Below are 26,212 nucleotides of genomic sequence, written 5' to 3'. Positions count from 1 at the left end.
ATCAAGCCGTTGCGACGGCCGCGGCGGTCCGTTGAGGCGCAAGGCTGGCGACGATGTCCTCGACGGCGTCGAGCAGCACGGTCGGGGTGTGGTCGACCAGCAGCTGGCGGGTGGCGTAGCCCCAGGTGACGGCGCCGGACGCCAGGCCCAGGGCGTTTGCCGCGTCGATGTCGCGGGTCTCGTCGCCGATGGAGATCACCCGGCCGGGCCGCACGCCGGCGGTCTTGATCACCTTGAGGAACTTCTTGGCCTTGCCGAACAGCGAGGCGCCGCAGCCGTAGTGGTCGATCAGCTTGGCGAGGTCGGGACCCAGCACGGTGCGGATCGTGGCTTCGCTGTTGGAGCTGACCACGGCCAGGCGCACGCCGCCCGCCGCCAGGGCGCGCAGCATGTCCGGAACGCCCGGGAACAGTCCGATCGAGCCGATCTCGGCGGCCATCAGCTTCTTGCCGTGGGCGGCGATGATCGGGATCTTCCAGGCCGAGACGCCCAGGTACTTGATGATCTCGCGATTGGGACGACCACGGAGCATCTCGACTTCCTCGTCGGTGACGCTCTTGAAGCCGTAGATCCTGGCCATCGGATTGACGAGCTTCAGCACCACGGCGCCGCTGTCGGCCAGCGTGCCGTCGAAATCGAAGATCGCCAGATCGTAAGGAAGCCCCGAAGTCACGCCCACTCAATCATCCTGTCGTCGCCATTCTCTGGTCACAGAGTCCGGCCGTTTCCCAAAGACTTAGCCGCTGTTTGCCGCGGTTGTCGCCCCAAAGTTCGCCAACTCGCGTATTTCGCGCAAGCGCTGTTTCACGCTTCAGGCGAGAACCGCCGCATAGGCCTCGGGCTTGAAGCCGGCCAGCAGCTTGCCGTCGATATCGAGGATCGGCCGCTTGATCATCGACGGCTGGGCCAGCATCAGGTCGACCGCCTTGGCCGCGTCGATCCCGGTCTTGTCGGCGTCGGGCAGCTTGCGGAAGGTCGTGCCGGCGCGGTTCAGCACCGTCTCCCAGCCCAGCTGCGCGACCCAGCCCTCGACGCTGGCGCGGTCGATCCCGGCGACCTTGTAGTCGTGGAAGGCGTAGGCCACGCCGCGCTCGTCGAGCCAGGTGCGGGCCTTCTTCATCGTGTCGCAGGCCTTGATGCCGTAGATCGTCACCGTCACCGGACGCGCTCCAGAACTTCGCCCGCGAGTCGGGCTCTCCTCCGACGGATTAGCATTTTCGCCAAAGTACGAGGCGGATTTGATCCAGAGCAGTTGCGTCTCAATCGCGAGGGGGCGACATTCACCCCATGAACGCCATGACCGATCTCGCCAACGCCGAAAGCCTCGCCAAGCGCCTGAAGGCCGGAACGACCCAGACCCACGAGCGGCTCGACAAGAGCATCATGGCCGGCCGGCCGTTCGAGGATCGCGAGCGTTATGGACGGTTCCTGGAGGTGCAGCAGCGCTTCCATCGCGACATCGACGCCCTCTACCAGCGGCCCGAACTGGCCCAGCGCCTGCCGGACCTGGAAGGCCGCCGGCGGCTGGCGGCGATCGAGGCCGACCGCGCCGATCTTGGCCTGCCCGCCCTGGAGGACCTGCCGCCGCCGGCCTTCACGGCCGACGAAGAGCCGGACCTGGCGACGGGGCTGGGCTGGCTCTACGTCGCCGAGGGCTCGAACCTGGGCGCGGCGTTCCTGTTCAAGGCGGCCGCCAAGCTGGGACTGGGCGAGACCTTCGGCGCGCGCCATCTGGCCGGCCATCCCGACGGCCGCGCCGCCCACTGGCGACAATTCACCGCCGCGCTGGACGCGGCCGATCTCGACGCGGCCGGAGAGGCCCGCGCCATAGCCGGGGCGAAAGCCGCCTTTTCGCAGGTGCAGGCCTATGTCGACGCCGCCTTCCGCTGAGATCCCCGCCGACGAGCTCCCTTCGACGGGGCTCGAAGCCGTCAGCGCGCCCGCCACGTCGCGCGGGGTGCGGATCGGCTATCTCGTGGCCGGCTTCGCCTTCACGGCGCTGGGCATCGTCGGGGCGTTCCTGCCGCTGATGCCGACGACGGTGTTCCTGATCCTGGCCGCCGGCTGTTTCGGCAAGTCTTCGCCGAAGCTGGAGGCCTGGCTGCTGAACCATCCGAAGTTCGGCCCCTCGGTGCGCGCCTGGCGGGCCAACAAGGCCATTCCCCGCAAGGCCAAGATCGCCGCGTGCCTGGGCATGGCGGGCGGCATGGCGGTGTTCCTGCTGGCGGCGCGGCCCAAGCTCTGGCTAGGCCTGCTGGTCGGCGCGATCATGGCCGCCTGCGCGGCCTTCGTGGTGTCGCGGCCGGAGCCGCCGGCGGCCTGATACGCGCGCTCAGCCCTTGAGGGGCCAGCGCCCGAGCACGATGTGCCGGGTCTGGCCCAGCAGGCTGTGGATCAGCACGAACTCGGAGACCGGCCACGACACCGGCTCCACCGCCGTCTCAGGCGCCAGACCGCGGTCGTAGAGCAGCGTCACGTGCGGATTGAACTGCCTGGCGACCTGCTTGCCCAGGCCCGCATGGGCCATGGCCAGGCCCAGCGCCTTCTGGAAGGCGTGCAGGCCGACCAGCCCCTCCCCGCCTTGCAGGACGAAGGGGTTGTTGCCGCGGTTGTTGAAGCTGGCGGCCTTGTCGAAGGTCACCTCGAACGGCGCCGAGGTCGCGGCGACAGCCGCGCCGGCCTCCAGGGCCTGGGCGACGATGCCGCGCGGCAGGCCGGCGTAGTCGCCGATGTGATGCAGGGTGACGTGGAAGCGGTCGGGCGTCAGCGGCGCGCCGGAGAGGTCCAGGCGGCCCTTCAGGTCGCGCGCCCGGCCGGCGATGGCCTCGGCGACGGGCGGCTCGGGGAAGATCCCGAAGAACAGGCGGTCGGACGGCGGGACGTCGAGTTCGGGAAAGAGCGACATGCCCAGTTTCTTGAGCGGAATCGGCGGCCGTTGAAAGGGCGGACGGCGCTCGCCGCCTGCCCTTTCGTCGAGCTTACGGACGCGCCGGAATGTTGAGGCCGCGCTGCACGGCCGGACGGGCGAGACCCCGCTCCAGCCAGGCCGGGACGTTCTTCAGGCTCTTGTAGTCGACCAGATCGGCCGCATCGTAGAAACCGACGAGGTTGCGCACCCAGCCGAGCGTGGCGATGTCAGCGATCGTGTAGTCGTCGCCCATGATCCAGTCGCGGCCCTCCAGGCGGGTCTCCAACACGCCCAGCAGACGCTGGCTCTCGGCGCGGTAGCGCTCCAGCGGGCGCTTGTCCTCGTATTCGCGGCCGGCGAACTTATGGAAAAAGCCCAGCTGGCCGAACATCGGCCCCACGGCCGCCATCTGGAAGAACACCCACTGCAGGGTCTCGTAGCGGGCGGCCGGATCGGCCGGCAGCAGCTTGCCGGTCTTCTCGGCCAGATAGACGAGGATCGCGCCGCTCTCGAACAGGCCCAGCGGCTTCCCGCCCGGGCCGTCGGGATCGATGATCGCCGGGATCTTGCCGTTGGGGTTGAGGCTGAGGAATTCCGGGGTCCAGGTCTCGTTCTTGCCGATGTCGATCAGGTGCGGCTCGTAGGGCAGGCCCAGCTCTTCCAGGATGATCGACACCTTCACGCCGTTGGGCGTGGGCAGCGAATAGAGCTGGATACGGTCGGGATGAGCGGCGGGCCAGCGGCTGGCGATCGGGAAGGCCGAGAGGTCGGACATGGGAGCTCCTGGGAAGGGTCCCGGTCGATATAGGCGCCGCATGGGCCAACCCCAGCCCCCTATCGCAACTTTATTGGTTTCAGTTCGGGTTTCAGCTCTTGGCGGCGGTGCGCAGGATGAAGCCCAGGATCTCGGCCACGGCGACGTAGAGCGCCTCGGGGATCTCCTCCTCCATCGGGATGGTCGACAGGGCCTGGGCCAGGGCCGGGTTCTCCTCCAGCGGCACGCCGTGCTCGCGGGCGGTCTCGACGATCTTGTCGCCAACCCAGCCGCGGCCGCTGGCGACCACGCGCGGGGCGTCGGGCGCGTCGTAGCGCAGGGCGACGGCGATGCGGGGACCGGAAACGCGGGTCATGTGGCGCGGTCCACGAAGCGGCCAGGCGCCGGCGGCGCGGCGACCGGCGCCGGCGAAGCGTGGAAGGCCACTTCCGGCTCCAGGGCGGCCTCGCGCAGGGCGGCGTCGAGGATCTCCTGGCCGCCGCGCAGGCGGTTCATGGTCTCGGTCCGTTCGGCCCACAGCGACACGCGGGCCCGCTCGCCGGTCAGGGCCAGCTGGGCGTCGATGCGGCCCATGGGCTCGACGTCGAGCGAGAAGCGGACCTTCCAGGTGCGGGCCTCGTCCGGTCCGCCGGCGGCCCCGCCGCCACCGCCGTCGCGGCTGATCTCGAACTGGGCGACGGACGATCCCTGGGGCGTGGCGAAGGGCACGTCGAACACCCAGCGGGGGCCGGTCTTCTCCTCCACGGCGCGGCCATCGAGGGGCTGGGCGGCTCGGGCGACGTCGGCGCGCTCGGGCAGCGAGGCGACCTGCATCAGTTCCTGGCGGGCCAGGGCGGCGTCGACGCCCTTGGACAGTTGATGAGCGACCGTGGCGGGCGGCGCGTCATGGGCCAGGGTCGAGGTCACGGCCGCCTGGGCGACGACCGGTCCGCCGGCGAACGGCGGCGGCGGTCCCTTTCCGGGCGGCGTCAGGGGCGTCTGGACCAGGGGTTGGCGCACTACCGGTTCCTCGAAGCCGGCGGCGGCCTCCTGGGCCAGGACGAACAGGGCGGCGGCGGGCTGGGCGGCCTGCTGCGGCGTGGGGCGTGGGGCGACGGCGGCCAGGAAACGGGCGATGGGCGTCTCGGCTTCGTCGGGCGCGGCTGGAGCGGGAGGCGCCGTCTCGGGCTCGACGGGCGTGGCGGAGGCCGACGCAGGGCGGGCAAGCGGGGTCGGAGCCCCCTCCTCCGCCACCGCGGGCTGCGCAGGCGCGCCGGCCGTCTGGATGGTCGAGGTCGAGACCGGATCAGCTTCGGTCTGGAGCGGGGCGGGCAAGGCCGGCGACGTCGCGGCGGCGGAGGTCGATCCGGCGGCCGACGGTGTCTGCGAGGGCGTCGTGGAAGCCGCCGTGGACGAAGGTCCGGCCGGGCCGGTCTGGGCGCTCCAGCTGGCGACGGCGGCGCGCAGCACCAGCATGGCGGCCTTGAGGTCCTTTGCCGCCAAAGGCGCGGCGCCGGGCTCGGCCTCCTCGGCCAGGCGCTGCTCCATGAACAGGCCCGAACGGCTGAAGGCCTGGCGGATTTCGCCGGCGGTCACCGCGCCGTCGATCGGCGAGCGCAGGGCCAGCATGTTGGCGGCGGCCTGGCGGACGACGGCGGGGGCGTCGGGCGAGATCGAGACCCGCTCCAGGTCGGCCAGCAGCGGCGCCATGCCGCCCTGAGCGGGCGCGGCGCGACCGACGAGGTCGGAGACGGCCTTGGCCTGCACCGTGGGGCTGGACAGCAGGATCTCGCGGGCCTGGCCGGTGGCGCCGCCCTTGAGCAGGCTCTCGACGGTGTCGGCGGTCTCGGGCGCGGTCTGGGCGCCGGCCTCGGTCGCGATCCGTCCCAGGGTCTCGGCGGCTTCGGCCAGGGCCTTCTGGGCCAGCATGGCCGGCGGCGGCAGGCCCGGCTGCCCGGTCTGGCCGCCTTGCGGACCGGCGGGCGCGACCATCGCCGTCGGCATGACCGAGGCGGACGTCGGGACAGCGGGTCCAAGCGGTTGAACCGACACGGCGGGCTCCACGAGCGCGCGATGCGCGCAGGGTTTCCGCAAGATTAATCCACAGGCGTGAAGCGGGTCTTAAGCCCGCCCAGCGCCTCGACTTTGGGCGGCTCGGCTTTCGAGGAAATCGAGCATGGCGTCGGCGGCGGCTTCGGCCGGATCGGGCAGACCGCGCCCCAGCTTGTCGAGGGCCGCGTATTGCTCGGCCACCTGACGCCGGCGCAGGGCCGGGTCGTCCAGACGCTTGGCCAGCTCGGCCGCCAGGCGCTCGCCGGTGCAGTCGTGCTGCAGCAATTCGGGCGCGACCTCGCGGTCGGCGGCGATGTTGAACAGGGTCACCCAGCGCGGCGTCATCAGCCGCTTGAGGAGCGCGTAGCTGATGGCGCCGATCTTGTAGCCGACCACCATCGGCGCGCCGGCCAGGGCCAGCTCGATGGTCACCGTGCCCGAACAGGCCAGGGCCACCGTGGCGGCCTTCATGGCGTCGTCCTTGGCCAGGTCGTCCTCGATCACGTGAGCGCGGAACGGCCAGCCCGCGACACGCGCCTTGACGGCTGTGACCACGGTCGAGGCGGCGGGCACGACGACGTGCAGGCCCGGGCGCTCAGCCTTGAGCAGGCGCACGGCGTCCTCGAAGGCGGGCAGCACGCGCTCGATCTCGGACGGACGGCTGCCCGGCAGGACGGCGAGGATCGGATCATCCGGCCCTGCCCCGATCGCGGCGCGGGTTCGGGCGGCGTCGGCGCCGCTGAAGTCGCGGGCCAGGGCCGGGTTGCCCACGAAGACGCTGGGCAGGCCCACGGCGTCGAAGAACGGCTTGTCCATCGGCTGGGTGGCCAGCAGCAGATCGACGGCCTGGGCCAGGGTCGCCGCGCGGCCCGGGCGCGAGGCCCAGACCTGCGGCGCGACGTACTTGATCAAGGCGATCGACGGGTCGAGCGCGCGCAGGCGCTTGGCCAGGCGGATGTTGAAGCCCCAGGAGTCGATCAGCACGGCGACGTCGGGCTTTTCGCGTACCGCCACGGCCTCGACGTCCTTCAGGCGGCGCAGGACGCGCGGATAGGCCTTCAGCCCCTCGAACAGGCCCAGGATCGACAGCTCGGCGATATCGAACGGGCTCTGCACCCCTTCGGCCGCCATGCGCGCGCCGCCTAGGCCGACGAAGCGGACCTGGTCGCCCAGGCGCGCCCGCAGGACCCGGGCTAGGCCCGCGCCGAGATTGTCGCCCGAGGCCTCGGCCGCGACCAGCATGACCGTCAGCGGTCGAGCGCTGGACACCTCGGCGGTCATCAGCCCGGCTCGACGCCGTAGACGAAGAGGCCCAGGTCGTCGGCGCAGGCGATGACCTGCTCGCGATCGACGATCAGCAGGCGGCCAGCCTCGCCGACCACGCCGGCCAGGCCCGCGCGCGCGGCGCGCTGGATGGTGGCGACGCCGATGGTCGGCAGGTCGACCTTGGTCTCCTGGATCGGCTTGGGCGCCTTGGCCAGCACTCCCTTGGGCGCCTCGGGACAGCCGCGGATCGCCTGGGGCAGGTCGGCCACCCGGCGCAGCATGGCGTCGGTGCCCTCCTGGGCCTCGACGGCCAGGACGAGGCCGTCGCAGACCACGGCCCCCTGCCCCACGTCGAGCCCGCCGATGGCGCGGGCGACGGTCAGGGCGCGGTCGATGTCGGCGCCGTGCTCGGCGCGCGGGGCGTAGCGGCCCAGCGGTCCGGACGGCAGGGTCATCTCGCCGCGCACCTCATGGGCGCCTTCGACGACGAAACCTTCCTTCTCGAACTCGGTCAGCACGCGGCGCAGCAGGGCGTCGTCGCCCTCGCGCGCGGCCTTGATCAGGCCCGGCAGCACCTTCACGCCCCGGAAGTCGGGGATCAGGGCCGAGAAGTCGGGGCGATCGACCGTGCCGGCGAAGCAGACGGCCTCGCAGCCCTCTTCCTTCAGCGCCTTGAAGGCCTTGCCGAATTCGGCCAGACCGACCTCGATGCCCGCGTACTGCTCCAGCGTCGCGTCGGCGAAGCCCTTGAGCCGCATGACGGCGAACGGACGGGAGGCGCGCTCGCAGTGGGCGGCCAGTTCGATCGGCAGGGCCCCGCCGCCGGCGATCAGTCCGAGCTTGCGCAAGACTAGACCTCGCGTTCGGGCAGGCAGAGCGGGCGGTTGCCCTCGTCGCGGATGAACGCGATGATTTCCATCACCTCGGGAATGGAGGCGTAGGTCTCGGCCGCGTCGTCCAGGCGCTCCTGGAAGGTGCCTTCGTCGGCGAACATCATGCGGTAGGCCGAGCGCAGGGCGTTGATCGCCTCGCGCGAGAAGCCACGGCGCTTGAGGCCCACGAGATTCAGACCCTCGAGGTGGGCGTGGTTGCCCCACACCGAACCGTACGGAATGACGTCCTTGGTCACGGCGGCCAGGCCGCCGATGAAGCTGTAGCGGCCGACGCGCGAGAACTGGTGGATGGCCGCCAGGCCGCCGACGAACACGAAGTTGCCGACGTCGACATGGCCGCCCAGGGTCGCGCCCTTGGCCAGCACGACATTGTCGCCGACCGTGCAGTCGTGGGCCACGTGGGCCTCGGCCATGAAGAAGCCGTCGGCGCCGATGGTGGTCACGCCGCGGCCCGAAGCCGTGCCGGTGTTCATCGTCACCTGCTCGCGGATCGTGTTGCGCGGACCGATGACCAGCTGGGTGCGCTCGCCCTTGTAGCCCAGGTGCTGCGGCGGACCGCCCAGGGCCGAGAAGGCGTGGACCACGGTGTCCTCGCCGATGGTGGTGACGCCATCGACCACCACATGCGACAGCAGGCGCACGCGGTCGCCCAGGGTCACGTCGGGGCCGACGATGCAGAACGGCCCGATTTCGACGTCCTGGCCCAGCTTGGCGGCGGCGTCGACGATGGCGGTCGGATGGACTTTGGTCATTTCGTCGGGGTCTCCACGACCATGGCGGCGAACTCGACCTCGGCGGCGACCTTGTCGCCGATCTTGGCCACGCCCTTGAACTTGAAGATGGTCGAACGCGCGCGCAGCACCTCGACCTCCATGCGCAGGACGTCGCCCGGGCGCACGGGGTTGCGGAAGCGGGCGTTGTCGACCGACATGAAGAAGATCGTCTTGCCCTCGGTGTCGACTTCCAGCGACTTGCTCATCAGCACCGCGCCCGTCTGGGCCAGGGCCTCGATGATCAACACGCCGGGCATCACCGGGTTGCCCGGGAAGTGGCCCTGGAAGAACGGCTCGTTGACGGTCACGCACTTGATGCCGACGATCGACTGGTGCGGGACATAGGCTTCGGCGCGGTCGACCAGCAGGAACGGATAGCGGTGCGGGATCCGGTTGAGGATCTCGGCGATGTCGATGTCGGTCTGCGGGGCCGCGGTTTCGGTCTGGCTCATGCCTCGTCTTTCATCCCCCGACTGCGCGCGCTGCGCGACAGCCATGCCGTTTCCCTCAGCCACCGCTTGATGGGGCGCGCGGGAAACCCTGTCCATGTCTCGCCGGCCGGCACGTTCTTGAACACCGAGGCCGAGGCCCCGATGCTGGCGCCGGCGCCGATCTTCAAGTGGTCGGCGACGCCGGCCTTGCCGCCGAAGGCGACGCCGTCGCCGACGACCGTGCTGCCCGACAGCCCGGTGTAGGCCGCCAGCAGGCAGTTTCGGCCAAGCTGCACGTTGTGCGCAACGTGGACCAGATTATCGATCTTGGTGTTTTCGCCCACCGTGGTGTCGTCGAACGCGCCGCGGTCGATGCAGCTGTTGGCGCCCAGGGTGACGCCGTCCTGCAGGACCACGCGGCCCAGCTGCGGCAGGTCGACGACGCCCTTGGGGCCGCCGGCCGCGCCGAACCCGGCCTCGCCCACCGCCGAGCCGGCGTGCAGGCTGACACGGTCGCCGATCAGGGCGAAGCCGACCACGGCGTTGGCGCCGATCACGCAGTCGCGGCCGATGGCCACGCCGGGACCGATCACCGCGCCAGGTCCGATCACCGTATTGCGGCCGATGCGGACGTCCTGGCCGATCACCGCGCCGGGCGACAGGCGCACGCCATCCTCCAGCACGGCGGAGGGATGGATGGCGGCCGAGCCCGGCTCGTGGCGGCGCGGCGCGTAGAGGCGCGCGACGGCAGCGGCCCAGGCCGCCTGGGGATGGGGGGTGAGCAGCGCGGCGCAGCCATCCGGCGCGAACTCGCGATGCTGGGGCTTCATGAAGATCGCGCCCGCCTTGCAGGCCGACAGGCCGGCGGCCCGGCGCGGATCGGAAAGGAAGGAGACGGCGTCCGGCCCGGCGCCGTCCAGCGGCGCGACGGTGGCGATCAGGCGCTCGCCCAGGGTCGGATCGGAAAGTTCGGCGCCGCCGGCCAGGGCCAGATCGGACACGGAAACCGGACCCAGGGTCTCGAAAAAGCGGGGGTCCGGCATGGAAACCTCTCGACGACGGCCGTCCCGGGAATCGCCCGATACGGACGAAGTGTAGGCGGCCGAAAGCCGTCCCGAGTCAATGCCGTAACGGAAGGCGCCCGCCCGGCGAGAAGCCGGGCGGGGCCCTCTTAGTCCTTAGTTCCGCTGCAGTTCGGCGGCCAGTTGGGCGGCCTGCTGCGGGGTCAGCTTGGTGCGTTCCAGGGCCTGGAACGACGTGGCCTTGCCACGGGCGTCCAGCAGGCTGACGACCTGCGGGGTGATGTCCATGGCCGGGTTGAAGATGGCCACGGCGTTGCGCTCGACCAGCAGGCCGCAGGCCTTTTGCTGATAGGCGGCGATCACGGCCGGCTGCAGTTCCACCTGGTACTGCTGCTGGGCGGTGTTGGCCGTGGCGACCAGTTCCATCTGGGTGTGGGCGGCGTCGCGCTGCAGGGCGCTCTGCTCCAGTTCCAGGTCCGACTTCTGCTTTTCGCGAGCGGTGATGTCGGCGGCCGGGGTCTTGGCGGCGGCGTTGAAGGCGTCGATCTTGGTCTGCAGGGCCTTTTCACGGGCGGCCAGCGGCGACTCGGCCGTGGTCTGCAGGGCCTTCAGGCGGGCGTCGAGCGCCTTGCCGGTGGCCGAGGTGCCGCGAACGGCGCCGGCCGAGAACACGCACAGGCTCGGGATCGCCGCGCCGTGGGTGATCGGCGGAGCGGCCGGGGCGGCCGGAGCCTTGGCGAGCGGAGCGGCGGCTTGCGCGAAAGCGCCGGAAGCCACGGCGAGCGCGGCCAGGCCCGAAGCGGCCGCGGCGAAGAACTTGGAGGACATGCTGTCAAGAGCCTTGTGGAGATTAGAAACGGGTTGAAGTGGAGAAGCGGAAGGTTTCCGTCCGGTCGTAGTCTTCCTTCTTCAGGATCTGGCTGATGTCGAACCGGATGGGACCCATGGGCGACTTCCAGTCGATGCTGATGCCGGCGGAAGCCCGCAGACCGAGGTTGTCCCGGATGTTTTCGTCGAAGACTCCGGTCGAACTTTGGCGATCGACGTCATCCAGCTGACCGGCGGTGCCGAAGTCGGTGAACAGGGCGGCCTTGATGCCGTACTGCTCGGGCAGGAAGGTCGGGATGCTCAGCTCCAGCGAGCCGATGGCGTACAGCTTGGCGCCCAGGGCGCTGCTGTCGGTCGAGGTGTCGCGCGGGCCGATACCGGCGGTCTCGAAGCCGCGGAAGCTGGAACCGCCCTTGTAGAAACGGTCGTTGATGCGGACGCTGTCGCCGCCCCAGCCCTCGATGTAGCCGGCCGAACCGGTGGCCTGCAGGACGAAGTCCTTGTTGAAGCCCCAGTACCAGCCGCCGTCCACCTCGGTCTTGAGGTAGTTCACGTCGCCGCCGAAGCCGGCCAGGTCCTGGTTCAGGTCGGCGAAGAAGCCGCGGGTCGGACGCAGCGGATCGTTCCGCTTGTCCAGGCGCAGGCCGTAGCCGACCAGCGAGGTCATGTAGGCGCCGCGCTGCAGGCAGAGGATCGCCGAGACGGTGCCAGCGGTGCAGTAGCTGTCGGCCACGTCCACCTCGTCCTGGCGCAGGGTGTAGCGCAGGCTCATCGAGGTGTTCTGGGTCAGGCCGAAGCCCAGGGTGAAGCCGCCGCCGATCGACTTGGTGTCGTAGGCCGCGTAGTCGCTGAGGTCGTAGCGGTACGAATAGAGGTTCACGCCGGCGGCCAGGTTGCGGCCCAGGAAGCGCGGCTCGGTGAAGGCGAAGTCGACCTGCTGACGCAGCGAGCCGACCGAGACGCGGGCGCGCAGGTTCTGGCCGCGGCCGCGGAAGTTCCGCTCGGTGACGCCGACGTCGAGCACCAGCTGGTCAACCGAGCTGTAGCCGGCGCTGAACGACAGTTCGCCCGTCGGCTGCTCCTCGACCTTCACGCGCAGGGCGGTGCGGTCGGGGGCGCTGCTCGGCACTTCCTCGATGTTGACGTCCTTGAAGAAGCCCAGGCGGCGCATGTTGTTGCGCGACCGGTCGACCAGCACGCGGTTGTAGGCGTCGCCTTCGGCGACTTCCATTTCGCGGCGCAGGACGTAGTCGAGGGTGCGGGTGTTGCCGACGATGTCGATGCGGTCGACGTAGACGCGCGGGCCTTCACGCACCTGGAACACCACGTCGACCGTCTGGGTCTCGCGGTTGGGCACGTAGCGCGGACGCACGTCCACGAAAGCGAAGCCGGCCGCGCCCGCCGCGAAGGTCAGGGCGTCGGTGGCCTGCTCGATGCGCTCGTCCTCATAGATCTGGCCGGTCTTGATCGGCAGGATCTGGGCCAGCAGGTTGCCGTCGAGTTTCTTCAGCTCGGTTTCGACGGTGACCTTGCCGAACTTGTACTTGGGGCCTTCGTCGATCGTGTAGGTGACCGCGAAGCCGTTCTTGTCGGTGGCCAGTTCGGCCGTCGAGGCCACGACGCGGAAGTCGAAGAAGCCGCGGTTGCGATAGTACTTACGCAGCTGCTCGCGGTCGTACTCGATACGGTCCGGGTCGTAGTTGTCGTTGCTGGTCAGGAACTTGTACCAGTGCGACTCCTTGGTGACGATGACGTCGGCCAGCTCGTTGTCCGAGAACTCCTTGTTGCCGAGGAAGTTGACGCCGAGGACGCCGCTCTTGGGGCCTTCGTTGATCTCGAACACCAGGTCGACGCGCTTCTGCGGCAGTTCCACGACCTTGGGGGTCACGGTGGCCGAGATGCGGCCCGAGCGGCGGTAGAGCTCGATGATGCGCTGGACGTCGGCCTGAACCTTGGCGCGGGTGAAGATGCCGCGCGGACGGATCTGGACCTCGTCCTTCAGCTTGTCTTCCTTGAGCGCCGAGTTCCCTTCGAAGACCACCTGGTTGATGATCGGGTTCTCGACGACCTTGACCACCAGGTCGCCGCCGACCAGCTCGATCGAGACGTCCGCGAACAGGTCGGTGCGGGCCAGGGTCTTCAGCGCCAGGTCGAGGCGGGCCGGATCGACGGTCTCGCCGGCCTGGATCGGCAGGTACGACAGCACGGTGCCCGCTTCGATCCGCTCGTTGCCCTGCACGACGATGCGCTGCACCACGCCCGAGGTCTGGGCCTGGGCGAACGCCGCCTGCGGCGCGATCAGGGCGGTGGAGCCGAAGAGGAGCGCAACGCCGGTGGCGAACGCGGCGCTGTGTGCGCGAATTTTGCTCATGGGACCAATCATGGACGGGCGGGCGGCGTTCACGTGAACAGGCCGCCGATGAATTTGAACACGTCGAAGCGGTTGAGGTCGTTCCAGGCCGCGAACAGCATGAAACAAAGGATCAAGGCAAGGCCCGCCCGGAACCCGGCGGCCTGGAAGTCGGCGCGCAGAGGGCGTCGGAAGACGGCCTCGTAGGCGTAGAGCAGCAGGTGGCCGCCATCGAGCACGGGGATCGGCAGCAGGTTCATGAAACCGATGCTGACCGACAGGCTGGCGATGAACAGCAGTTGGTTGAACAGCAGCCGCAGCATCACCGTGCCGACGTCAGGCGCGCCTTCGACGCTGGCCTTGGTCACCGCGCCGGCCGAATGGCCGATGCCGATGATGCCGCTGATCTGGTCGGCCGGCAGCTGACCGGTCAGCAGGCGGCCCAGATAGAAGGCGATGGTCTTGAGCATGTCCCAGACCTGGCCGACGGCGTCGGGAATGGCGCTGAGCAAGCTGGACTTCTGCAGATAGGGCCGGCTGCGGCTTTCGAGGCCCAGCTGGCCGACCTTCACGCGGCCGCTGAACTGGTCCTTCTGCTCGACCAGGCGCGGCGTGGCCGTCAGAGAGACGGTCTGGCCGGCGCGCTCGACGCCGAACGCGATCGGCAGCTTGGCGCGCAGGGTCACGTAGCGCTGGACCTGCTGGAAGTCCTTCACCTTGCGGCCGTCGATGCGGACGATGGTGTCGCCGGGACGGAAGCCCGCCTCGGCGGCGGCGCTGCCCGGCGTAACGGCCGAGATGGTGGCCGGCGACTTCAGGTCGCCGATGACCAGCAGCACGACGGCGAAGATCAGCGTCGCCAGCACGAAGTTGGCGAACGGACCGGCGGCGGCGATCACCGCCCGCTGCCAGATCGGCTTGAAATGGAAGTACTTGCCGACGGCCTCGGCGCCTTCGCGCTGGGCGATCTCGGCCTTCATGGCGTCGAGGTCGTTCTGGTCGGGCACGCTGGCGGCGTTCTCGTCGCCGGCGAAGCGCACGTAGCCGCCCAGCGGGATCGAGGCGATCCGCCACTCCACGCCGTGCTTGTCGCGCCACGAAAACAGGGCCGAGCCGAAGCCGATCGAAAAACGATCGATCGCGACGCCGCACGCGCGCGCCGCCCAGAAGTGTCCGAGCTCGTGCACCGTCACCACGACGGACAGCACGATGATCATCGACACGATCGAGATCAGAAGACTGATCATCGGCTTGGAATCAGAGCTCCCCGGTCACTTCACTAAAGGCGCTTGTGAGCGACAACCTCGGCCGCAATACGGCGGGCCGAGCCGTCGATCATCATGGCTGTGTCAAGAACGTCACCCGCCGTTACGGCGAGGTCCCCTACCCCATTCATGCGTTCAAGCGTCCCCTCAACCGAGGCGGCAATATCGAGAAAGCCGATCTGCCGGTCAAGGAAAGCCGCGACGGCGACCTCATTGGCCGCGTTCATCGCCGTCGGCGCGCCGCCGCCGAGGCGCAAAGCCTCCCGCGCGACGCCCAAAAGCGGGAACCGCTCGAGGTCCGGATCCTCGAAGGTCAGCTGGCCGTAAGCGCCCAGATCCAGGGGCTTGGCCGGCCAGGCCAGGCGCTCGGGCCAGGAATAGGCGTAGGAGATCGGACTGCGCATGTCCGGAGGCCCCAGCTGCGCCAGGGTCGAGCCGTCGGTGTACTCCACCAGGCTGTGGATCACGGACTGCGGGTGGATCACGACGCCGATGCGCTCTTCCGGGGTGTCGAAGAGGTAGGAGGCTTCGATCATCTCCAGCCCCTTGTTCATCATCGAGGCGGAATCGACCGAAATCTTGGCGCCCATCGACCAGTTGGGATGGGCCACGGCCTGTTCGGGCGTGGCGGCGGCCATCTGCTCGCGGGTCCAGGTGCGGAAGGGGCCGCCCGAGGCGGTGAGGATCAGGCGTGCGACGCGGTCCAGGCACGCCGGCTGCAGCACCTGGAAGATGGCCGAGTGCTCGGAATCGACCGGGATCACCGTGCCGCCAGCCTCGCGCGCGATGCGCAGCAGTTCGGGGCCGGCGCAGACCAGGCTTTCCTTGTTGGCCAGGGCCACGACCGCGCCGGTGCGGGCGGCCGCCAGGGTGGGCGCGAGACCCGCCGCGCCGACGATGGCCGACATCACCCAGTCGGCGCCCATGGCGGCGGCCTGCTCGACCGCGGCCGGACCGGCGGCGGCCTCGACGCCCGAACCGGCCAGGCGTTCGCGAAGCTCGCCCAGCAGGCGCTCGTCCTCGATCACCGCCAGCCTGGGGCGCCAGTGCAGGGCCTGCTGCGCCAGGCGCTCGACGTTGCGGCCAGCGGCCAGGGCCAGGATCTCGACCGGAACCTTGGACTGCTCGAAGAGATCGAGGGTGGAGACGCCGATCGAACCCGTCGATCCCAGAACAACAACCTTACGGGACGCGGTCAATGAGCCCATCCCCAGTGGTCGATCAAACGCACGGCGGCCACCACGATGGCCGCGAACATCAGGCCGTCGACGCGATCCAGCAGGCCGCCGTGGCCGGGGATCAGATCGCCGCTGTCCTTCACGCCGAAGCGGCGCTTGAGCATCGATTCCCAGAGGTCGCCGGCCATGGTGGCCAGGCCGCCGAGCAGGCCGATCAGCGCCGCCGCCGGCCAGACCAGGCGCAGATTGGCCAGTTCCGACACCGCCACGGCGCCCAGCGTGGCCGCCACGAGGCCGCCGACGAAGCCCGACCAGGTCTTGTTGGGCGAGATGCGGGGCCACAGCTTGGGGCCCTTCAGCACGCTGCCGGTCGCATAGGCGAAGATGTCGGCGAACCAGGTGACGACGAACAGCAGCAGCGTCCACCACAGGCCGTCCGACAGCGAGCGCACCCAGACCATCGCGATGACGGCGGGGGCGATGTAGATGACGCCATAGGCCGCGTCGGCCCGGCGCTCGACCGCGCCGCGCGCGATCAGGCCGGCCAGGAAGGCTCCGGCCAGCACGACGGCCCAGGCGACGAAGAAGTGGGCTAGGAAGGCGGCGATCACCGCCACGGCGCAGAACACGGCGACCACGGCGCCGACCGCGTTGGGGGCCTTGGGGGCGCTGATCTTGCCCCACTCGCGGGCCAGCAGGCCCACGCACACCAGGGCCAGGGCCAGGAACCAGTAGCTCCCCAGCCAGACGGCGGCCACGACCGTGGGAACGAGCACGGTGGCCGAAGCCACGCGCGTCCAGAGATTGCCCCAGTTGAAGCGCTTAGCCGGCGACGGCGACGTCATCGGCCGCAATGCCTCCATAGCGCCGGTCACGGCTACGATATTCCGCGACGGCGGCGGCCAGGTGCTCGGGGCCGTAGTCGGGCCAGAGAACGTCCTGGAAGATCAGTTCGGCGTAGGCGCATTCCCACAGCAGGAAGTTGGAGATGCGGTGCTCGCCGCTGGTGCGGACGATCAGGTCCGGCGCGGGCGCGGCCGAGGTCGACAGGAAACCGCCGAACATCTGCTCGTTGAGGTCAGCCGCCCTCGCCTCGCCTCGCTCGACCTGCTCGGCGAAGCGGCGCGCGGCGTCGGTGATGTCGGCCTGGCCGCCGTAATTGAAGGCCACCTGCAGCAGGAAGCGGTCGTTGTTGGCCGTGCGGCGCTCGGCGCGCTCGATCACCTCGAGCACGTCGGGCGACAGGCCGGTGCGCCGGCCGACGATCCGCACACGGACGCCTTCGCGACTCAGACGCTCGAGGTCCGATTCGACATAGGCCTTGAGCAGACCCATCAGCTCGGAGACTTCCTGGGCCGGGCGGCGCCAGTTCTCGGTCGAGAAGCCGAACACGGTCAGCACGGCGACGCCGGCCGAGGGCGCGCCCTCGACCGTGCGCTTCAGCGCGTTGACGCCGGCCCGATGGCCCAGCGCGCGCGGCATGCCGCGACGCTTAGCCCACCGGCCGTTGCCGTCCATGATGATGGCCGCATGCAGACCCGCGCCGGCCTCGCCCCCGGGGCGCGCGGTCTTGGTCTGCAGGCCGGTCTTCGGCGACATGCGCTCTTAGCCTTCCCTTCTCATCCCCCAGGCGTCCACCAGAGAGGACGATCAGACCTGCATGATCTCTTGCTCTTTGGTTTTCAAGGCCTCGTCGATGCGCTTGATGGCCTCGTCGGTCAGCTTCTGGACCTCGGTTTCCATCTTCTTGCGCTCATCCTCGTTGATGGCGCTGTCCTTCTCGGCCTTCTTGAGGTCGTCGTTGGCGTCGCGGCGAACGTTGCGCACGGCGATCTTCTGTTGTTCGGCGTACTTGCCGGCGATCTTGGAGAGGTCCTTGCGGCGCTCTTCGGTCAGCGGCGGGATCGGAATGCGCAGGTTCTGGCCTTCGACCACCGGGTTCAGGCCCAGGCCCGAGGCGCGGATGGCCTTCTCGACCGAGACCACGACGCCGCGGTCCCAGACGCTGACGTTGATCTGGCGCGGCTCGGGGACGCTGACCGAGGCCACGGCGTTCAGCGGCGTGCTGGAGCCGTAGGCCTCGACCATCACCTGGTCGAGCAGGCTGGCCGACGCGCGGCCGGTGCGCAGGGAGCCGAACTCGTCCTTCAGGGCGAGCACGGCCTTGTCCATGCGGTCTTTGTAGCGGGAAAGGACGGGCTTTTCGGCGGCGGCCATGGCTTGGGCTCTCTTCGCTTAGATAAAATCAGGCGTTGGCGACGACGGTGTGCGTGCCTTGGCCACGCAGCACGTCGAGCAGGTTACCCCGCCCCTTGATCGAAAACACCACGATCGGGATGTTGCTGTCGCGCATGAGGGCGACGGCCGAGGCGTCCATGACGCGCAGGTCCTTGGCCAGCACGTCCATGTAGCTCAGGCGGTCGTAGCGCTGGGCGGTGGGATCCTTCTTGGGATCGGCGGTGTAGACGCCGTCGACGCTGGTGCCCTTGAACAGGGCGTCGCACTGCATCTCGGCGGCGCGCAGGGCGGCGGCGGTGTCGGTGGTGAAGAACGGGTTGCCGGTGCCGGCGGCGAAGATCACCACGCGGCCCTTCTCGAGGTGGCGCTGGGCGCGGCGGCGGATGTAGGGCTCGCAGACGGTGGCCATCGGGATGGCCGACTGCACGCGGGTCTCGACGCCGATGCGCTCGAGGGCGTCCTGCATGGCCAGGGCGTTCATGACGGTGGCCAGCATGCCCATGTAGTCGGCGCTGGAGCGCTCCATGCCCTTGGCCGCGCCGGCCATGCCGCGGAAGATGTTGCCGCCGCCGATCACCAAGCACAGCTCGACGCCCGACTTGACGATCTCGGCGATGTCGAGAGCGACGGATTGGACGGTGTTGGTGTCGATCCCGTAGGGCGTGTCGCCCATCAGCACTTCGCCGGAAACCTTGAGCAGAAGACGACGGTACGGCTTGGCGGGGGTGGGATCGGACATGGACCGGGCTCTTCCTGAGTCGTCGGCACGCACCATAGTGTGCGTTACACAAAAGTGGGATCGGTTTTGCGCCATCCGGGCGCGACGCCGTTCAAGCGCAAAAAAAGGGCGCGGCGCGCGTTCGATGCGCGCCGCGCCCTTGATTTGACGACAGCGAAAGCGGCGAGACCTGCCCGCCGCCTTGCCTGTCTTCTCCAGCCTTAGGCTTGGCCGGTCATCGAGGCGACTTCGGCGGCGAAGTCGTCCTGCTTCTTTTCCACGCCTTCGCCGAGGGCGAGACGGGTGAAGCCCTTCACGACGATCGGCGCACCGAGGGTCTTGCCGGTTTCGGCGACCAGTTGCTCGACGGTCTGGTCCGGGTTCATGACGAAGGCCTGCTTCAGCAGCACGACTTCTTCCAGGAACTTGCGGATGCGGCCTTCGATCATCTTCTCGACGACGGCAGCCGGCTTGCCCGATTCCAGGGCCTGCTCGGTGAACACGGCCTTTTCGCGCTCGATGGCGGCCGGGTCCAGATCGTCCGGCGACAGCGACAGCGGGGCGGTCGCGGCGACGTGCATGGCGATCTTGCGGCCCAGCTCGCGCAGGGCGGCCTTGTCGCCGGCCGACTCGAGGGCGACCAGCACGCCGATGCGGCCGAGGTCCGGCGCGGTGGCGTTGTGGATGTACGAGGCGACGACGCCGTTCTCGACCGTCCACTTGGCGGCGCGACGGACCATCATGTTCTCGCCGATCGTGGCGATCAGGTTGGTCAGGTGGTCCTGAGCGGTCTCGCCGCCGGCCAGCTTGGCCGCGCCGATGGCTTCGACCGAACCGTCGGTGCCGAGGGCGGCCTGGGCGATCTGACGGGCAGCGCCCTGGAACAGGTCGTTGCGCGACACGAAGTCGGTTTCGGCGTTCACTTCGACGGCGGTCGCGGTTTCACCAGCGCCGGCTTCGGCGACGGCGATGGCCACCAGGCCTTCGGCGGCGGCGCGATCGGCCTTCTTGGCGGCCTTGGACAGGCCCTTGGCGCGCAGCCAGTCGATGGACGCTTCGATGTCGCCGTTGTTCTCGGACAGGGCCTTCTTGCAGTCCATCATGCCGACGCCGGACTTTTCGCGCAGTTCCTTGACCAGCGCAGCCGTGATCTCAGCCATGGAAAATCTCCAGATTCAAACGTTTAGCGACCGGGCTTGATAGCCCGGTCGCGTGTCGGTAGCGCGACGGCCGCCCGCCCTCCGTCAGGAGAGCCGGCGGCCGAAGAGAAATCAGCCGGCGGCCGATTCGTCGGCGGCCGGAGCGGCGACTTCTTCAGCGGCAGCTTCCGGGGCGGCCGCTTCGGGAGCGACTTCCGGGGTCAGTTCGCGGGCCAGGGTCGGCTCGATCGGAGCGACCGAAGCGCCCAGGTCGACGCCCGAGGCGGCTTGACCGGCGGCCAGGCCGTCGAGGACGGCGTCGGCGACCAGGTCGCAGTACAGCTGCAGGGCGCGGGCGGCGTCGTCGTTACCCGGGATCGGGTAGGTGATGCCGTCCGGATCGCAGTTGGTGTCGAGGATGGCGACGACCGGGATGTTCAGCTTGCGGGCTTCCAGGATCGCGATCGCTTCCTTGTTGGTGTCGATCACGAACATGATGTCGGGGATGCCGCCCATGTCCTTGATGCCGCCCAGCGACAGCTCGAGCTTGTCGCGCTCGCGGGTCAGCTGCAGCAGTTCCTTCTTGGAACGGCCCGAACCGTCGCCGCCCAGGACGCCTTCCAGCTCGCGCAGACGAGCGATCGAGCCCGAGACGGTGCGCCAGTTGGTCAGGGTGCCGCCGAGCCAGCGGTGGTTCACGTAATACTGGGCGCAGCGCTTGGCGGCCGTGGCGACCGGATCCGAAGCCTGGCGCTTGGTGCCGACGAACAGCACGCGGCCGCCGGCGGCGGCGACTTCACGGACCTTCACCAGGGCCTGGTGCAGCAGCGGGATGGTCTGCGACAGGTCGATGATGTGGATGTTCGAGCGCGAACCGAAGATGTAACGGTCCATCTTCGGGTTCCAGCGGTGGGTCTGGTGGCCGAAGTGGGCGCCGGCTTCCAGGAGCTGACGCATGGAGAATTCGGGAAGAGCCATCGGGCCTTAATCCTTTTTCCGGTTGAACCTCCGCGGACACCCCCGCTCCAGACCATTCTGGAGGCGGGACCGGAACGGCGACGTCGGGATGTCTCCCCGGCGCTGCCGAACGTCCGCGTGTGGAATGGCGCGCAGATAGTCGCGAAACGCGCTGAATGCAAGCCTTTCCCGACGCTCGCCGGCAGCGAGGGTCGTTCTTTCCGGACATTCGCGGCCGCGCGCATGCACCGGCCGGCGATGGCGAGATCGCCGACAGGTCAGGGCGGAATCACCGACCGCCCTCCCCGGCCGTTGCCGAACGCCGGCCGAAAAGGTTGAGTGCGCACCCGCGCTGCACCCTTGCCGCGCACCGTACGGGATCCCGATGTCAGACCTCTCGCACCTGTCCGACGCCGAACGTCGCGTCTTGCTGCTGCTGGCGCGCGGCCACACGGCCAAGAGCGCGGCCGCCGAACTGGGCGTCAGCGAAGGCGCTGTCAACGAGCGGCTGCGCGAGGCGCGGCGCAAGACCGGCGTCGGCAGCAGCCGGCAACTGGCGCGCCTCGTGGCGGACGACGGGGTGGACGGTGGAACGGGCGTCGCGGTGGGTGATGGAACGGCCGCCGTGGCCGATGGCGCGCCGGCCGAAGTCCTGCCTGGGGCGCTCCCGGCTTCGCCACAAGAAAGTCGGGACGAGAAAATCGGGATGGCCGCGCGTCGCCCGCCGGGTCAGGACGGACGGCGCAACCCCGCCCTCCGGGCCGCCTGGCCCCTCCTCGCCGGAGCTTCAGCAATGATCGTCATGGCCGCCGCCATCGGCGCCGTCGCCGCCCTTGCCGTCGCCGACCACAAGCAGCCGCGGCCGCCCGCGCCGCCGCGTGTCGTCGCCGTCTCGCCCACACCCGGCGCCGTGGTCCGGGCCGGGCCTCTCGCCCTGAGCGTCACCTTCGACCAGCCGATGCAGGCCGGCTGGTCGTTCGTCACCCGCGATCCGGCCACCTTCCCGGCCTGCGCGCCCAAGCCCGCCCAGTCCAAGGACCGGCGCAGCTTCACCCTCTACTGCACCGTCCAGGCCGGGCGCAGCTACGAGGTCGGCTTCAACAACGACCGCCACCGCAAGTTCGCTTCGGAAGCGGGCGTTTCGGCGATCCCGGCCGTGGTCAGGTTCTCGGCGCGGTAGGAGGACGGGGCTGGCATCCTGTCAGCGCACACGATCTCGTCGCGGCCACCATAGCGTCCAGGCGGTTCGTGGACCTGAGACCCGAGACTCCCCAGGTTCCTAAAGCCGAGCGGCGGGAGGTCCCCCACTGAGACCGCACGACGACAGGTTTCGGGCGAGCCGCCGGGGTGAAGTGATGGAGGGGCGGGGCCTGAGCTTGCCCGCTCCCAAGCGCTCCTGCCCGCGCACCCTCGAAGCAACATCGACTGGAGCGGCGACAGACGTTGGCGCCTGTTCAGACCGACCCGGTCGCCCTTTACGTCAGAACGACTTGCCGTCGACCTGCTGCGGCTCCAGGGCGAAGACGTCGACGCCATCGACGCAGCGGACATTGATCGCCGCCATCTTCGCGCCGTTCGGCGCTTCGCCGCGGGCGAAGGATTCGATGCCGCAGTCGGCGCAGAACAGGTGCTGGATCTTGCCGGTGTTGAACCGGTACTCGGTTAGAGCGTCCTCGCCCGAGACGAGGCTGAACTGGTCGATCGGCGCAAAGGCCAGGACCGAGCCCAGCTTGCCGCAGCGCGAACAGTTGCAGGTGATGGTCTGCGACAGGTCGGCCTCGACCTCGAAGCGGACCTTGCCACATTGGCAGCCGCCGGCGTGCTTGGCCATGTCGTCCTCCCTTTCGCCGGCTGCGGCTCGCGGCCAGCGTCCTCAATCAGGCTCCGCGCCTATTCCGCACGTGAGCCCCAAGTTCGCATCGTAGATCTATCCGGCTCGCCCCGCCCAGCGCGCCGAAAAGCCCGCGACAGTTCAGGGCCGGACAGCGACGCTAGACGTCTTCCAGCAGCGCCACGCCCGGCGCGGTCTTCAGCGCGCCGCGCAAAGAGGCGTCAAGAGTATAGCGGCCCGGCAGCTTCAGTTCGATCTCGCGGCCGCCGCCGAGGGCCGCCACGAAGCTGATCTCGCCGCCCTTCTGGGCCGCGGCCGGTTCGATGCGGCGCTTGAGCGCCTCGATCTCGGTGGCCGACGGCGACAGGTGCACGCGCAGGCCGGCCACCACGTTCTCGATGGCCTTCTCGATCGGCTCGGCGTCGTCGCCGAAGAACCGCACCTCGCCGTCGCGGGCCTTGGAGCGGACCTTGATGACCACGCCCTTGCCCGGCTCGAGCACGTCGCGGCACTTGCGCAGGGATTCCGGCGGGAACAGCACCTCGTACTCGCCGGACGGATCCGACAGCGACACGAAGGCGAAGCGCTCGCCGCTCTGCGAGGCGCGCTCCTGGCGGCGGCGGACGATGCCGCACATCCGCAGGGCCTCGGCGCCGGCCTCGGCCTGGGCCAGGGCCTCGGTCAGCATGACGGTGCGCCGGCGGCGCAGCATGCCGATCATGTCTTCGAGCGGGTGGCCGGTCAGGTAGAAGCCGACGGCCGACAGCTCTTCGTCCAGCAGATCGACCTGGGTCCAGGGCTCGACCTTCTTCAGGCGCGGGCGGCTGGCGGCGGCGTCGCCGCCGAACAGGGCGTGTTGGCCGCCCTGGCGGTCGGCGGCGATGCTCTGGCCGTGGGCGATCAGCACGTCGGCGTTGGCGAACACCTGGGCGCGGTTCTTGTGCAGAGAATCGAAGGCCCCGGCCCTGGCCAGGTTTTCGATGGCGCGCTTGTTGACCTGCTTGGGATCGACGCGCTCGACGAAGTCGAAGATGTCGCGGAACGGCCCGCCCTCCTCGCGCACGGCGACGAGGTGCTTCATGGCTTCCAGGCCGACGTTGCGCACGGCGCCCAGGGCGTAGAGCACCTCGCCGTTCTCGACCTCGAAGTCGGCGCCCGAGCGGTTGACGTCCGGCGCCCGCACCGTGATCGAGAAGCGGCGGGCGTCCTGGTGGAAGACCGCCAGCTTGTCGGTGTTGGAGATATCGAGGCTCATCGACGCCGCGAGGAACTCGACCGGCGTATTGGCCTTCAGCCAGGCGGTCTGATAGGCGATCAGGGCGTAGGCGGCCGCGTGGCTCTTGTTGAAGCCGTAGCCGGCGAACTTGGCCACCAGTTCGAAGATCGAGCCCGACTGGTCCTCGGGGACGCCCTTCTCCTTGGCGCCGGAGACGAAACGGATCTTCTGGAGATCCATCTCCTCCTTCTTCTTCTTGCCCATGGCGCGACGCAGCAGGTCGGCCTCGCCCAGGCTGTAGCCAGCCAGGATCTGGGCGATCTGCATCACCTGCTCCTGGTAGACGATGACCCCATAGGTCTCGCGCAGCACGCCTTCCAGCGATGGGTGCAGGGTATCGACGGGCTTTCGGCCGAACTTGCAGTCGACGAAGGTGTCGATGTTGTCCATCGGGCCGGGGCGATAGAGCGAGATCAGCGCGGTGATCTCCTCGATCGAGCCGCAGCGCATCTTGCGCAGGGTGTCACGCATACCCTGGCTTTCGAGCTGGAACACCCCGACCGTCTGGCCCGAGGCGAGCAGTTCGTAGCTCTTGGTGTCGTCGAACGGCAGGCGGCCGAGATCGACCTCCATGCCGCGCTTGCGCAGGTGCTTCACCGCCCGGTCGAGCACGGTCAGGGTCTTCAGGCCCAGGAAGTCGAACTTCACCAGGCCGGCGCTCTCGACCCACTTCATGTTGAACTGGGTAGCCGGGAAGTCCGAGCGCGGATCCTTGTAGAGCGGAGTCAGCTGCGTCAGCGGCCGATCACCGATGACCACGCCGGCGGCGTGGGTCGAGGCGTTGCGGAACAGACCTTCCAGCTGCAGGGCCACGTCCAGGCAGTTGGAGACGTTGGCGTCCTCGTTCTTGGCCTGCTTGAGGCGCGGCTCGATGTCGATGGCCTGCGCCAGGGTCACCGGCGCGGCCGGGTTGTTGGGCACCATCTTGCAGAGACGGTCGACCAGACCCAGCGGCAGCTGCATCACCCGGCCGACGTCGCGCAACACGGCGCGAGCCTGCAACGAACCGAAGGTGATGATCTGGGCCACGCGGTCGCGGCCGTACTTGTCCTGGACGTAGGCGATCACCTCTTCGCGTCGCTCCTGGCAGAAGTCGACGTCGAAGTCGGGCATGGAGACCCGCTCAGGATTGAGGAAGCGCTCGAACAGCAGGCCAAAGCGCAGCGGATCCAGGTCGGTGATGGTCAGCACCCAGGCGACCAGCGAACCGGCGCCCGAACCCCGCCCCGGACCGACCGGAATGCCGTGATCCTTGCCCCACTTGATGAAGTCGGAAACGATCAGGAAGTAGCCGGGGAAGCCCATCTTGACGATGATGCCCAGCTCGAAGTCGAGCCGTTCCCAGTAGACGTGCTCTTCCATCGCCAGGGTGAGGCCGTCGAGGCGCTTGCGCAGGCCTTCGCGGGCCTGGTGGGCCAGTTCCTCGGCTTCGTTGCGGCCGTCGCCGGTGGGGAAGCTGGGCAGGATCGGGTCGCGCTTCTTGACCATGAAGGCGCAGCGCCGGGCGATGTCGAGGGTGTTGTCGCAGGCCTCGGGCAGGTCGGCGAACAGCTTGCGCATCTCGTCGGCCGGCTTGAACCAGTGCTCGGGCGTCACGCGCCGCCGCTCGTCCTGGCCGACGAACGAGCCGTCGGCGATGCACAGCAGCGCATCGTGCGCGTCGTAGAGCTCGGGCTTGGCGTAGTAGCAGTCGTTGGTCGCGACCAGCGGCGCATCGTGATCATAGGCCCAGTCGACCAGGCCCGGCTCGGCCGCCGCCTGCTGCGGCAGGCCGTGGCGCTGGAGTTCGACATAGAAGCGGTCGCCGAACACCCGCTGCATCTCGGCCAGGGCCGCGTGACCTTCGGCCGTCTTGCCGGCCGCCAGCAGCGAGTCCACCGGACCATCGGTGCCGCCCGACAGCAGGATCAGCCCTTCGGCGTGCTCGACCACCTTGGCCCAGGGCACCACCGGCTCGGCCAGTTCGCCGCTTTCCAGATAGGCCAGGGACGACAGTTCCGAGAGGTTCAGATAGCCCTTCTCGTTCTGCACCAGCAGGGTGATCGTCGGCTCTCGCGCCCAGCGCTCGGACGGCTTGGCGCCGATGCCGTTAACAGGCAGGGCGCAGCCGATAAGCGGCTGCACGCCGTTGTCCTTGGCGTAGACCGAGAACTCCAAGGCGCCGAACAGGTTGGCCCGGTCGGTGATCCCCACGGCGGGCATGCCGCCGGCGGCTGTCATGCCCGGGATCTTGTCGGCCTTGATGGCCCCTTCCAGCAGCGAATAGGCCGACCGGACGCGGAGGTGGACGAAACCCTGACCTTCCACACCCGACATGACCATGACCTCGCTGT

26 protein-coding genes are annotated in these 26,212 nt (G+C 69.2%); 3 read left to right on the top strand and 23 right to left on the bottom strand.

Annotated features, from left to right (window positions below; genetic code table 11):
• Nucleotide 1: 1 nt before the first annotated feature.
• Together AC07NG_RS16610 and AC07NG_RS16605 are read right to left on the bottom strand one after the other, a co-directional pair.
• Complete coding sequence (locus AC07NG_RS16610) at nucleotides 2-679, bottom strand: HAD hydrolase-like protein (RefSeq protein ID WP_494595180.1); 678 nt, start codon at nucleotides 677-679, stop codon at nucleotides 2-4.
• 132 nt (nucleotides 680-811) lie between these two features.
• Nucleotides 812-1,159, bottom strand: coding sequence for an ArsC family reductase (locus tag AC07NG_RS16605; RefSeq protein WP_110117806.1), 348 nt, complete (start codon nucleotides 1,157-1,159; stop codon nucleotides 812-814).
• A 128-nt stretch (nucleotides 1,160-1,287) separates the two neighbouring features.
• Between AC07NG_RS16605 and AC07NG_RS16600 the strand changes: the two genes are divergently transcribed.
• Nucleotides 1,288-1,890, top strand: coding sequence for a biliverdin-producing heme oxygenase (locus AC07NG_RS16600; protein ID WP_494595178.1), 603 nt, complete (start codon nucleotides 1,288-1,290; stop codon nucleotides 1,888-1,890).
• Nucleotides 1,868-2,323, top strand: coding sequence for a YbaN family protein (locus tag AC07NG_RS16595; RefSeq protein WP_494595177.1), 456 nt, complete (start codon nucleotides 1,868-1,870; stop codon nucleotides 2,321-2,323). Before AC07NG_RS16600 ends, AC07NG_RS16595 begins: the two co-directional genes overlap by 23 nt.
• A gap of 9 nt (nucleotides 2,324-2,332) precedes the next feature.
• On the opposite strand, the gene AC07NG_RS16590 is transcribed toward AC07NG_RS16595, so the two are convergent.
• From AC07NG_RS16590 to rpsB, 19 genes are all read right to left on the bottom strand, one after another.
• A complete protein-coding gene (locus AC07NG_RS16590) occupies nucleotides 2,333-2,905 on the bottom strand; it encodes a 2'-5' RNA ligase family protein (protein WP_494595176.1) in 573 nt (190 codons plus the stop codon).
• A gap of 73 nt (nucleotides 2,906-2,978) precedes the next feature.
• Complete coding sequence (locus tag AC07NG_RS16585) at nucleotides 2,979-3,683, bottom strand: glutathione S-transferase N-terminal domain-containing protein (RefSeq protein ID WP_494595174.1); 705 nt, start codon at nucleotides 3,681-3,683, stop codon at nucleotides 2,979-2,981.
• A 91-nt stretch (nucleotides 3,684-3,774) separates the two neighbouring features.
• Entirely contained in the window at nucleotides 3,775-4,038 is a 264-nt protein-coding gene (locus tag AC07NG_RS16580; protein WP_110117814.1) for an EscU/YscU/HrcU family type III secretion system export apparatus switch protein, read from the bottom strand.
• Complete coding sequence (fliK, locus tag AC07NG_RS16575; protein ID WP_494595172.1) at nucleotides 4,035-5,714, bottom strand: flagellar hook-length control protein FliK; 1,680 nt, start codon at nucleotides 5,712-5,714, stop codon at nucleotides 4,035-4,037. Before fliK ends, AC07NG_RS16580 begins: the two co-directional genes overlap by 4 nt.
• 69 nt (nucleotides 5,715-5,783) lie before the next feature.
• Complete coding sequence (lpxB, locus tag AC07NG_RS16570) at nucleotides 5,784-6,995, bottom strand: lipid-A-disaccharide synthase (RefSeq protein ID WP_494595170.1); 1,212 nt, start codon at nucleotides 6,993-6,995, stop codon at nucleotides 5,784-5,786.
• Nucleotides 6,995-7,828: a UDP-2,3-diacylglucosamine diphosphatase gene (lpxI, locus tag AC07NG_RS16565; RefSeq protein WP_492855534.1), complete on the bottom strand. Its 834-nt coding sequence runs from the start codon at nucleotides 7,826-7,828 to the stop codon at nucleotides 6,995-6,997. Before lpxI ends, lpxB begins: the two co-directional genes overlap by 1 nt.
• A 2-nt stretch (nucleotides 7,829-7,830) precedes the next feature.
• Nucleotides 7,831-8,625, bottom strand: a complete 795-nt coding sequence (gene lpxA, locus AC07NG_RS16560; RefSeq protein WP_494595168.1) for an acyl-ACP--UDP-N-acetylglucosamine O-acyltransferase — start codon at nucleotides 8,623-8,625, stop codon at nucleotides 7,831-7,833.
• Complete coding sequence (gene fabZ / locus AC07NG_RS16555) at nucleotides 8,622-9,098, bottom strand: 3-hydroxyacyl-ACP dehydratase FabZ (protein ID WP_487288756.1); 477 nt, start codon at nucleotides 9,096-9,098, stop codon at nucleotides 8,622-8,624. Before fabZ ends, lpxA begins: the two co-directional genes overlap by 4 nt.
• Nucleotides 9,095-10,120, bottom strand: a complete 1,026-nt coding sequence (gene lpxD, locus AC07NG_RS16550; RefSeq protein ID WP_494595166.1) for a UDP-3-O-(3-hydroxymyristoyl)glucosamine N-acyltransferase — start codon at nucleotides 10,118-10,120, stop codon at nucleotides 9,095-9,097. The genes fabZ and lpxD overlap by 4 nt, the downstream gene beginning before the upstream one ends.
• Before the next feature lie 135 nt (nucleotides 10,121-10,255).
• Complete coding sequence (locus tag AC07NG_RS16545) at nucleotides 10,256-10,927, bottom strand: OmpH family outer membrane protein (RefSeq protein WP_110117793.1); 672 nt, start codon at nucleotides 10,925-10,927, stop codon at nucleotides 10,256-10,258.
• A gap of 22 nt (nucleotides 10,928-10,949) precedes the next feature.
• The gene (bamA, locus tag AC07NG_RS16540; RefSeq protein ID WP_110117794.1) at nucleotides 10,950-13,310 is read right to left on the bottom strand and encodes an outer membrane protein assembly factor BamA; all 2,361 of its coding nucleotides are present in this window, start codon (nucleotides 13,308-13,310) and stop codon (nucleotides 10,950-10,952) included.
• 17 nt (nucleotides 13,311-13,327) lie between these two features.
• Complete coding sequence (locus AC07NG_RS16535; RefSeq protein WP_492855537.1) at nucleotides 13,328-14,524, bottom strand: M50 family metallopeptidase; 1,197 nt, start codon at nucleotides 14,522-14,524, stop codon at nucleotides 13,328-13,330.
• Between the two features lie 32 nt (nucleotides 14,525-14,556).
• Complete coding sequence (dxr, locus tag AC07NG_RS16530; protein WP_494595163.1) at nucleotides 14,557-15,750, bottom strand: 1-deoxy-D-xylulose-5-phosphate reductoisomerase; 1,194 nt, start codon at nucleotides 15,748-15,750, stop codon at nucleotides 14,557-14,559.
• Nucleotides 15,738-16,583 carry a phosphatidate cytidylyltransferase gene (locus tag AC07NG_RS16525; RefSeq protein ID WP_494595215.1) on the bottom strand — a complete coding sequence of 282 codons (846 nt, stop codon included), beginning with the start codon at nucleotides 16,581-16,583 and terminating at the stop codon, nucleotides 15,738-15,740. Before AC07NG_RS16525 ends, dxr begins: the two co-directional genes overlap by 13 nt.
• Entirely contained in the window at nucleotides 16,543-17,319 is a 777-nt protein-coding gene (gene uppS / locus AC07NG_RS16520; RefSeq protein ID WP_494595161.1) for a polyprenyl diphosphate synthase, read from the bottom strand. The genes AC07NG_RS16525 and uppS overlap by 41 nt, the downstream gene beginning before the upstream one ends.
• Nucleotides 17,320-17,370: 51 nt before the next feature.
• Nucleotides 17,371-17,937, bottom strand: coding sequence for a ribosome recycling factor (gene frr / locus AC07NG_RS16515; protein ID WP_058346382.1), 567 nt, complete (start codon nucleotides 17,935-17,937; stop codon nucleotides 17,371-17,373).
• Between the two features lie 28 nt (nucleotides 17,938-17,965).
• The gene (pyrH, locus tag AC07NG_RS16510) at nucleotides 17,966-18,697 is read right to left on the bottom strand and encodes a UMP kinase (protein WP_110117788.1); all 732 of its coding nucleotides are present in this window, start codon (nucleotides 18,695-18,697) and stop codon (nucleotides 17,966-17,968) included.
• A 200-nt stretch (nucleotides 18,698-18,897) separates the two neighbouring features.
• Entirely contained in the window at nucleotides 18,898-19,836 is a 939-nt protein-coding gene (tsf, locus tag AC07NG_RS16505; protein WP_110117787.1) for a translation elongation factor Ts, read from the bottom strand.
• A gap of 111 nt (nucleotides 19,837-19,947) precedes the next feature.
• A complete protein-coding gene (gene rpsB, locus AC07NG_RS16500; RefSeq protein ID WP_487288763.1) occupies nucleotides 19,948-20,793 on the bottom strand; it encodes a 30S ribosomal protein S2 in 846 nt (281 codons plus the stop codon).
• A gap of 364 nt (nucleotides 20,794-21,157) precedes the next feature.
• Here rpsB and AC07NG_RS16495 point away from each other — a divergent pair, with 364 nt between their 5' ends.
• Nucleotides 21,158-21,952: a helix-turn-helix domain-containing protein gene (locus AC07NG_RS16495; protein ID WP_494595158.1), complete on the top strand. Its 795-nt coding sequence runs from the start codon at nucleotides 21,158-21,160 to the stop codon at nucleotides 21,950-21,952.
• A 300-nt stretch (nucleotides 21,953-22,252) separates the two neighbouring features.
• Here AC07NG_RS16495 and AC07NG_RS16490 read toward each other — a convergent pair whose 3' ends face one another.
• A complete protein-coding gene (locus AC07NG_RS16490) occupies nucleotides 22,253-22,603 on the bottom strand; it encodes a GFA family protein (RefSeq protein WP_494595157.1) in 351 nt (116 codons plus the stop codon).
• A 160-nt stretch (nucleotides 22,604-22,763) separates the two neighbouring features.
• A complete protein-coding gene (dnaE, locus tag AC07NG_RS16485) occupies nucleotides 22,764-26,195 on the bottom strand; it encodes a DNA polymerase III subunit alpha (protein ID WP_494595155.1) in 3,432 nt (1,143 codons plus the stop codon).
• Nucleotides 26,196-26,212 lie beyond the last annotated feature (17 nt).

It is taken from the genome of Caulobacter sp. GW821-FHT10C03 (assembly GCF_059415485.1).
The sequence above is the reverse complement of the archived record's forward strand: the minus strand, read 5'-3'. Positions and strand labels throughout refer to the sequence as shown.

What these genes read in the sequence shown, in the direction of transcription:
- AC07NG_RS16600 (WP_494595178.1), top strand. Translation starts at nt 1,288, where the DNA reads ATGAACGCCATGACCGATCTCGCCAACGCCGAAAGCCTCGCCAAGCGC.
- AC07NG_RS16595 (WP_494595177.1), top strand. Translation starts at nt 1,868, where the DNA reads ATGTCGACGCCGCCTTCCGCTGAGATCCCCGCCGACGAGCTCCCTTCG.
- AC07NG_RS16590 (WP_494595176.1), bottom strand. Translation starts at nt 2,905, where the DNA reads ATGTCGCTCTTTCCCGAACTCGACGTCCCGCCGTCCGACCGCCTGTTC.
- AC07NG_RS16585 (WP_494595174.1), bottom strand. Translation starts at nt 3,683, where the DNA reads ATGTCCGACCTCTCGGCCTTCCCGATCGCCAGCCGCTGGCCCGCCGCT.
- AC07NG_RS16580 (WP_110117814.1), bottom strand. Translation starts at nt 4,038, where the DNA reads ATGACCCGCGTTTCCGGTCCCCGCATCGCCGTCGCCCTGCGCTACGAC.
- lpxB (WP_494595170.1), bottom strand. Translation starts at nt 6,995, where the DNA reads ATGACCGCCGAGGTGTCCAGCGCTCGACCGCTGACGGTCATGCTGGTC.
- lpxA (WP_494595168.1), bottom strand. Translation starts at nt 8,625, where the DNA reads ATGACCAAAGTCCATCCGACCGCCATCGTCGACGCCGCCGCCAAGCTG.
- fabZ (WP_487288756.1), bottom strand. Translation starts at nt 9,098, where the DNA reads ATGAGCCAGACCGAAACCGCGGCCCCGCAGACCGACATCGACATCGCC.
- lpxD (WP_494595166.1), bottom strand. Translation starts at nt 10,120, where the DNA reads ATGCCGGACCCCCGCTTTTTCGAGACCCTGGGTCCGGTTTCCGTGTCC.
- AC07NG_RS16545 (WP_110117793.1), bottom strand. Translation starts at nt 10,927, where the DNA reads ATGTCCTCCAAGTTCTTCGCCGCGGCCGCTTCGGGCCTGGCCGCGCTC.
- bamA (WP_110117794.1), bottom strand. Translation starts at nt 13,310, where the DNA reads ATGATTGGTCCCATGAGCAAAATTCGCGCACACAGCGCCGCGTTCGCC.
- AC07NG_RS16535 (WP_492855537.1), bottom strand. Translation starts at nt 14,524, where the DNA reads ATGATCAGTCTTCTGATCTCGATCGTGTCGATGATCATCGTGCTGTCC.
- dxr (WP_494595163.1), bottom strand. Translation starts at nt 15,750, where the DNA reads ATGGGCTCATTGACCGCGTCCCGTAAGGTTGTTGTTCTGGGATCGACG.
- AC07NG_RS16525 (WP_494595215.1), bottom strand. Translation starts at nt 16,583, where the DNA reads ATGGAGGCATTGCGGCCGATGACGTCGCCGTCGCCGGCTAAGCGCTTC.
- uppS (WP_494595161.1), bottom strand. Translation starts at nt 17,319, where the DNA reads ATGTCGCCGAAGACCGGCCTGCAGACCAAGACCGCGCGCCCCGGGGGC.
- frr (WP_058346382.1), bottom strand. Translation starts at nt 17,937, where the DNA reads ATGGCCGCCGCCGAAAAGCCCGTCCTTTCCCGCTACAAAGACCGCATG.
- pyrH (WP_110117788.1), bottom strand. Translation starts at nt 18,697, where the DNA reads ATGTCCGATCCCACCCCCGCCAAGCCGTACCGTCGTCTTCTGCTCAAG.
- tsf (WP_110117787.1), bottom strand. Translation starts at nt 19,836, where the DNA reads ATGGCTGAGATCACGGCTGCGCTGGTCAAGGAACTGCGCGAAAAGTCC.
- rpsB (WP_487288763.1), bottom strand. Translation starts at nt 20,793, where the DNA reads ATGGCTCTTCCCGAATTCTCCATGCGTCAGCTCCTGGAAGCCGGCGCC.
- AC07NG_RS16495 (WP_494595158.1), top strand. Translation starts at nt 21,158, where the DNA reads ATGTCAGACCTCTCGCACCTGTCCGACGCCGAACGTCGCGTCTTGCTG.
- AC07NG_RS16490 (WP_494595157.1), bottom strand. Translation starts at nt 22,603, where the DNA reads ATGGCCAAGCACGCCGGCGGCTGCCAATGTGGCAAGGTCCGCTTCGAG.
- dnaE (WP_494595155.1), bottom strand. Translation starts at nt 26,195, where the DNA reads ATGTCGGGTGTGGAAGGTCAGGGTTTCGTCCACCTCCGCGTCCGGTCG.